Raw genomic sequence first — 6209 nt, 5'->3', positions numbered from 1 at the left:
TTGGGGTCAGAGCTGGAGTCGGCGTTGGGGTCGGTGTGGGTGTCGCTGCTGGTGTCGGGGTTGGTGTTGGGGTCGGTGTGGCAGTGGGCTGGGCGGCCTGCACCTGGAAAGACCACTGCTGGATGGCAGTGTTGCCGCTGGTATCGGCAATTTGGACGGCAATTAAGGTCGGTCGATCGGTGGGCAGCGGCTCGGCTGGGGTGTAGGCGAAGCCGGTGCGGGTGAGCTGGGCTTGGGCGGTGACATCCACATTGTTCACCAGCAAGGTAAAGCTATTGAGGTCGATTCCCTGGTCGTCCTGGAAACGGGCTGAGATGGAGGGGCGAGGGTTGTCTGTTAGGGATCCGTTGGGAGGGGCCAGTTCGCTGATGGTGGGGAAGGTGGTGTCGGTCACCCGCCCGATGGTGATGGTCTTATCCGGCAGCTGCACCAGGGTTACCAGTCCATCCCGCTCCAAGCGGGCAAAAACAGGCGCTTCTGAGGCCCGGTCTTGGCTGCGGAAGGTGTAGCTGCCCTCGTATTGCCCTGGGCGGGTTTCCTGCAGTGGCAGGTTGTAGGCAATGCCGGGGATGGAAAACGATCCCTGCGCACCTGGGGATCCCAGCAAAAACACGGTAACGGTATCCCCTGGGTTTACGGATCCCAGCTCTTCGCGGGCGAAGAAGGTTCTCACTTCTGGGGCGGCGGGCAGCGTTTCCACCAGAGGCTCAATGGGAATGTCCGGCGTGGCCAGGGGTTCGGGCGTAGGAGTGACCTGGGCAAGGAGCTCGGTGCGGATCCCAGGGCCGGGAATGGCAGCCCCCACCGGCGGATCCAAATTGGGCACCCGGCCCACCTTGGCCAGCGCTTGGTAGGTAAGGGCAGCCACTTCCCCCCGCGTGGCCACCGCCTGGGCATTCAATTGAGTGGGGTTGGGGTAGAGCACCAACAGCCCTTCCTGAACCGCTGTCGCGATGGGGGCGCGGGCAAAGTTGGGAACCAAATTGGCATCGCCGAACGCGGATAGGATCGCGTCAATTTGACCGGGATCCTCGATGAGCCTACCGTTGGTGGCGGCACGGGTTAGGACGGTGATGGCTTGTGCACGGGTGAGCACATCGTTGGGACGAAAGGTGCCGTCCGGGAAGCCGGAAACAAACCCTGCCGCTGCCGCTGCGCCGATGGAGGGAGCCGCCCAACTGGGAATGGGATCGGCAAAGGAGCGCACAGGAACGTTGGTATCTAGGCCAAAAGCTTTGGTGACAATGACGGCAAATTGGGCACGGGTGATGGACTCGTTGGGGCGAAAGGTGCCATCCGGGAAGCCACCGATGATCTGTCGTTCATTCAACCCGGCAATGTACTGGGCACCCCAATAGGTGCTGATATCAGAAAGTTGGGCCCAAGCGGGATCCCCAAGCCAGGCCAAGCTGCTGCAACTGATCACCAGAGCGGCGGTTTTCCAGCCCTGCCAAAGGGAAAGCTCACGCATCGTTCACACCTCAGGTTCTGGGTACGGGATTTACAGTCTTGGATCCCCACTCTCGGTTGGGAGGGGCCCTGGAAGTTGGCCGGACAGAAGTGTAGGAGAGGATGATCCAAACCGCACACCCAGACGAGGAAACCTTCTGAAAAGTTCTGTCTGGCCACCGGTTTCGCCAACCTCTTAAGGGGCAGGATTGGGGTAGCGCTGGTGCACCGCCTCGAGCTCCGCCAGGAGCTGCGGGGACAGCTCCACATCCAGGCAACTGAGGTTCTCTTTGAGTTGGGTTAGGCTGGTGGCCCCAATGATGGTGCTGGTGACAAACCAGCGGCTGCGCACAAAGGCCAAAGCCAACTGGGCCGGTGTCAGACCGTGCCGGCGGGCAATTTGCACATAGGCGGCCACCGCTTCTTCCACATTCGGCTTGCGGTACCGCTGGCCAAAGCCTTCAAACAAGGCCAAACGGGATCCCGGCGGCTTCACCCCCCCCAGATATTTGCCCGTCAGCAGCCCAAAGGCCAAGGGGCTGTAGGCCAGCAAGCCCACCTGCTCGTGGCGGCAGACTTCCGCCAGGCCCATTTCAAACGTGCGGTTGATGAGGCTGTAGGCATTCTGAATCGAGACCACCTTGGGCAACCCCAGTTGCTCGGCCACGTGGCAGAACTTGCTCACCCCCCAAGGGGTTTCGTTGCTCAGGCCGATGTAGCGAATGAGACCCTCTTGCACCAATTCCGCCAGAGCCTGCAACTGCTCGGCAATGGGAACGGTGGGCCGCTCCTGGCTGGGATCGTAGGCAACGCCCCCAAACAGGGGCACGTAGCGATCCGGCCAGTGGATCTGGTAGAGGTCGATGTAGTCGGTCTTCAGGCGTTTGAGGCTATCGGCCACCGCCTGCTTGAGGTTGTCGCGGGTGATGGACAGGGATCCGCCGCGAATCCAATGCCAGGGCCGACCAGGGCCGGTGATCTTGGTGGCCAGGATCAGGCGATGCCGCGGTTGGTGTTGCAGCCACTCGCCGATGTAGCGCTCGGTGGATCCCTGGGTTTCCGCCCGCGCCGGCACCGGGTACATCTCGGCGGTATCGATGAAGTTGATCCCGTGCTCCACCGCGTAGTCGAGCTGTTCGAAAGCCTCAGACAAAGTATTCTGCTGCCCAAAGGTCATGGTGCCCAGGCAGATCTCGGAAACTTGCAAAGGGCTGTGGCCAAGCTGGCGGTAGCGCATGGGGAATCTCCATCTCCAACCCTAGACAGCGCGCCAGTCCCCATTGTGCCCAAAACCTGTCGGCCTACGGGATCCCCCGCTCTGCCCCCCTCCTACCTCGGTGCGGATCCCAGCAGAGGAACGTACTCGCGGTAGAGCTGACCCAAAATTTCCAGACCGATGCGGGTGCGGTTATCGGGGGGGCGAGCCTCAATGGCCGCCTTGACTTGCAAAATCGTGCCCACCGGATAGGGGGAGCGCAGCTCCTCCCGCTTGCCCAAAAACACATCCGTAAAGTAGTCGATCAGCCGCTTGACTTCCCCCACGTCTTTGCGGGAAATGTCCATATCCAAAACGGTGGTCAACTTGGCCCGCATAGCCTGAAAACTTTGCTGGCCGGTGTTGAGGGCCACCCGCTTGGCCAGGCTATCCACCACAATTTGGGTGATCTTCTCCACATTTTGGGTGACGATTTCTCGGTGGCGGGCGGCAAAGCGCAACTGAACCTCATCCAGAAATCGTTCTCGTTCCAGAATCTGGATGCCCTGTTGCTCCAAATCCACCCCATAGCTTTGCAACTGCTTGTACTGATTCAAAACCCATTGGTTGTAGAAGGAATCCGCCAAAACTCGCCAATAGCCGATGAGGGTGGCCTCGGCAAAGGGAACGCTGACCAAATAAGCTTCGCTGGTGATGTGGCGCAAATGCTCTGTCAGCTTGTCTCGCTCCTTCTCATCCAAGTAGGAGGTGCGCGGCACCCAAACTGCCCCGTACTCGCTTTTCACCTCTCCAGGCAGGGATCCGAAGAGGGTGTCAAAAAACTGATGAATGCTGAAGAGAAGAAACTTTCCCGGATCCTGAAGGCGGTTGAGCAGTTCCTGTTTTTTCTCCTCCTGATATTGGGCCACCAATTGCTGGGCCTCGGCGATCTGGCCGCGGGCCACCTCCACATCTTGCCGCAGCTTTTCAATCTCCTCCGAGCTCACCATCTCAACACCAGTAGGCTCCCGTTCCCCGCTGAAATAGCTGCCCCCCAGCCCGCTGCCCCCAATGCCCACCAGGGGAGCGTCGCTGTCGTTGTCCAGGGTTAGAAGGCGAGCAAGAGCCTGGAGTCGAGCCTGCCGATTGGAGGAGCGCAGGGATCCCAGCTCCACCGGATCCCCACTTTCCCAACCGTCCAACCCGCCGATGCGGTAGAGCGTGTAAAAATACTTGCTGAGTAGAAGCGCCAGCAGATGCCTGTTCTTGACCTCGTTGTACTCCAGGTAGGCCCGCAGACACAGTTGGAAAGCGATGTTGGGCAAGCTGCGACACACCTTCATAATCTGGGTGTAGACCCTTTGCAGGTGAGGCCGAAAGCTGCGTGGGATCGCCTCGGGCCGTAGGCCGCGCAACAAGAACTCCTGCTGGCGCAGATCTTGAGGGGTAAAGTAAAAACTTTCTTGCCAAAGCAGCTCATCCAAGTCACGGGCAAAAATCGGTTTCAAATGGTCGATGATTTGCACCACAACCGACTCGGTGAAGACCGGTATAATCTTTTCGATGTGAAGCTGATCGTAAACGGAGCGCAGCCGCTCGCTGCGGAAGTCTTCGATGGAGATCAGCCCCTTCATAGTCCCGATCCGACCGTCGCTCAGCAGGAACTTATAGACCACTTCGGCAGTGGCCCCTGGGGAGAGAACAAGAGTTCCCGTCAAGTCAGGGCAGATTTGCAGGGGGCGTAGCAGGCGGCTGGTTTCACTGACGCTGAAGCAACTCCAAGCTGCCGGGTTTAACACCACCGACGATAGGGAGGCCAACAATTGCTTCTCGTCCAAGTCCTCCAGCCGAATTTCTCCCCTGTGAGCTTCGCTAGGTCCCGGAGGCAAGCTCGCCCGCGAATCCTGAACGGCGGAAGGGGATAAGGATGGGGGAGATGTGCTCATGCGGTAAAGGCTATTGAATCTTAACGTTCACTCTAAGTCGGCGAAGGATGGATGAGTGTGATCTGTATCTCTGTATCCAATGAAAGTCTCTCAAGAAGAATCTGCCCAGAATCTGCCTCGAATTGTCTCCCGCCACCAGTATCTGGAAACGGTTAGCTTTTGGGTAGCGTGCAACCACGGTTTTGGGGATCCCCGAAGTGATACGCACCTTCAGCTCCGATGGATGAAGCTGTTGAGGCTTCACCCCTTTGTCGTGAACTGCTTGCCGAGCCGGTTTTCCTGCTGCAACCCCTAAGCTAGGATGAGAGGTCTGCCTATCGGTATGGGATATCGGGCTGGAGTTGGGTTTGAATGCGTTTTGACTTTGGGATTGGGGTGCAGCGGTCATGACGACCATTTTGATTGTTGACGACGATCCGACGATTCGGCTGGTGTTGAAGCGATCCCTGGAACGACAGGGCTACACCGTGGAGATGGCCAGCAACGGTTCCGAGGGGCTGGAGCAAGCCCACCTGCTGGTGCCGGGGCTGATCATCTGTGACTGGATGATGCCGGACATGGATGGGCTGGAGGTTTGCCGACGCATCAAAGCCGATCCCAAGTTTTCCACGACGTTTTTTATTTTGCTCACCGCTCGCACCGAGGTCGAAGACCGCATCCAGGGCCTGGATGCCGGAGCAGATGAGTTTCTAAGCAAGCCCATCGACCCCAATGAGTTGCGGGCACGTGTGCGAGCCGGATTACGCTTGCACCAGCTCAGCTATGACCTGCAGCAGCAAACGGCCAGGTTACGGGCAGAATTGGCCGAGGCGGCCAGCTATGTGCGTTCTCTCCTGCCGGAGCCGGCCTATTTTCCCGACTGCAAAGTGACCCTCGAGTGGCGCTTTTTACCCTCCCAGGAATTGGGGGGAGATTCGTTTAACTATCATTGGCTGGATGAGGAACACCTGGCCATCTATCTGCTGGATGTGTCGGGGCATGGGGTGGGATCCGCTCTGTTGTCGGTGTCGGTGATGAACCAGTTGCGCACTCAAGGCTTGGCCGATGCCGATCCCCGCCAGCCGGACGCGGTCTTGCGCGCCCTCAACCACTCTTTTCAAATGGGATCCCACCATGAGATGTACTTCACCCTTTGGTATGGGGTTTATCAGCCGGGATCCCGTCTGCTCTCTTTTGCCAGTGCCGGCCACCCACCTGCCCTGCTCATCCAGGGTCAGGATTCGCTCCTGCTGAAGACTGCCAACTTGCCCATTGGCATTTTGCCCGACCTCACTTTTCAAAGGGATCAGGTGCGGATCCCCGAGAACAGCCATCTCTACCTGTTCAGTGATGGAGTTTACGAAGTCATAAACCCCCAGAGAGAACTCTGGGGGCTGGACAATTTGATAGCCCTGCTGAGCAAGGGCGCTGGCAATAGTTTGGATCAGGTGATCCATCAGGCCCAATCCTTTCAGGGGCGGACGGACTTTGAGGATGATTTCTCCCTGCTCCGGATCAGCTTTGGTTAGAGGTGAGTTATGGCTATTGCAAGCTGCTTTGAGGCGATCCCCTGACCAAAAGGCGCGGCAAGCCCCGTCCTTCAGGGCAGGGAAGGATAGCGCCGACCGTAGCCGACGCCC

At 58.7% G+C, this 6209-nt stretch carries 4 protein-coding genes; 1 reads left to right on the top strand and 3 read right to left on the bottom strand.

Features of this window, described 5'->3' with window-relative positions; all coding sequences use genetic code 11:
- The 3 genes from NW840_RS08510 to NW840_RS08500 form a co-directional block, all read right to left on the bottom strand.
- Window positions 1-1471 (bottom strand): S-layer homology domain-containing protein (locus tag NW840_RS08510; RefSeq protein WP_414343647.1); only part of this gene is annotated, 1471 nt, incomplete at its 3' end.
- A gap of 174 nt (window positions 1472-1645) precedes the next feature.
- Window positions 1646-2686: an NADP(H)-dependent aldo-keto reductase gene (locus NW840_RS08505; protein ID WP_414343645.1), complete on the bottom strand. Its 1041-nt coding sequence runs from the start codon at window positions 2684-2686 to the stop codon at window positions 1646-1648.
- A gap of 92 nt (window positions 2687-2778) precedes the next feature.
- A complete protein-coding gene (locus tag NW840_RS08500) occupies window positions 2779-4533 on the bottom strand; it encodes a hypothetical protein (protein WP_414343644.1) in 1755 nt (584 codons plus the stop codon).
- A gap of 443 nt (window positions 4534-4976) precedes the next feature.
- Between NW840_RS08500 and NW840_RS08495 the strand changes: the two genes are divergently transcribed.
- The gene (locus tag NW840_RS08495; protein ID WP_414343642.1) at window positions 4977-6098 is read left to right on the top strand and encodes a PP2C family protein-serine/threonine phosphatase; all 1122 of its coding nucleotides are present in this window, start codon (window positions 4977-4979) and stop codon (window positions 6096-6098) included.
- The last annotated feature ends 111 nt before the right edge of the window (window positions 6099-6209 follow it).

It is taken from the genome of Synechococcus sp. R5-13 (assembly GCF_047462015.1).
In the GTDB taxonomy this organism is placed as follows: Bacteria; Cyanobacteriota; Cyanobacteriia; order Thermostichales; family Thermostichaceae; genus Thermostichus.
This window is presented reverse-complemented; position numbering and strand designations above follow the sequence as displayed.